The following is a 716-nucleotide window of genomic DNA, read 5'->3' on the forward strand; positions in this document are numbered from 1 at the left end:
CTTTTAACTATATGATTAAGCACGGCATTTCAAAATGAGTGATGAGCAATTGAATAATGATCATGAAAACGAAATAAAAAGATTAAAGGCTAGGCTTATTCAGCCTTTGATAGGAGAGGATACGATTTCGCTTAGGAAATATATTTTGACATATCCACTGCTGACAATTCGAAAAGTGTTGTTGTCGCTTAATATTACTAATGCTAATTCTATATTCCCTGATATCGCTAACAATGCTGTTGCAATGTCTGAGTTCATTATATCGGCTATACAGTCCAGAAAAGAATCACCTCCTCTGTTGTACCTTCAGCATCTTATAAATGATTCTAAGGGAGATCTCGCTCCCATAGAGAGTATTGTCTGGCTCAAAAAAGATCCCGAGGCATGTTACTATTTTTGGTCAGTGTTAATTAGTCTTGAATGGATGTCTGTTTTAAAAGAGCTTAAAAAATATAATTTCCATGTTTATAGTCAAACTGTATACAATTATGACCCCAATAATAAATTTGTAGTTGATGTGTTAAAAATTCCAACAGCGATAGCTGGTCACAAAGAACGTTATTATTCAATCGTTAAAATATTAAATGAATTACCGTTCAGAGGAGCCGAAATCGGACATTTAATCTCCATGGTTTTTTACTCTTATAAATCAGCTAAAACAAACTGTAATAAAAAAGAAAATATTAATTTATTAATAAAAAAAAAAGAAGTAATTA

1 protein-coding gene is annotated in these 716 nt (G+C 31.6%); it reads left to right on the forward strand.

All coding sequences use genetic code 11. The features are described from left to right. Nucleotides 1-34 precede the first annotated feature (34 nt). On the forward strand, nt 35-716 hold a 682-nt coding region (locus HEP82_RS19810; protein ID WP_192459612.1), incomplete at its 3' end, for a hypothetical protein.

It is taken from the genome of Musicola keenii (genome assembly GCF_014855505.1).
Classification (GTDB): Bacteria; Pseudomonadota; Gammaproteobacteria; order Enterobacterales; family Enterobacteriaceae; genus Musicola; species Musicola paradisiaca.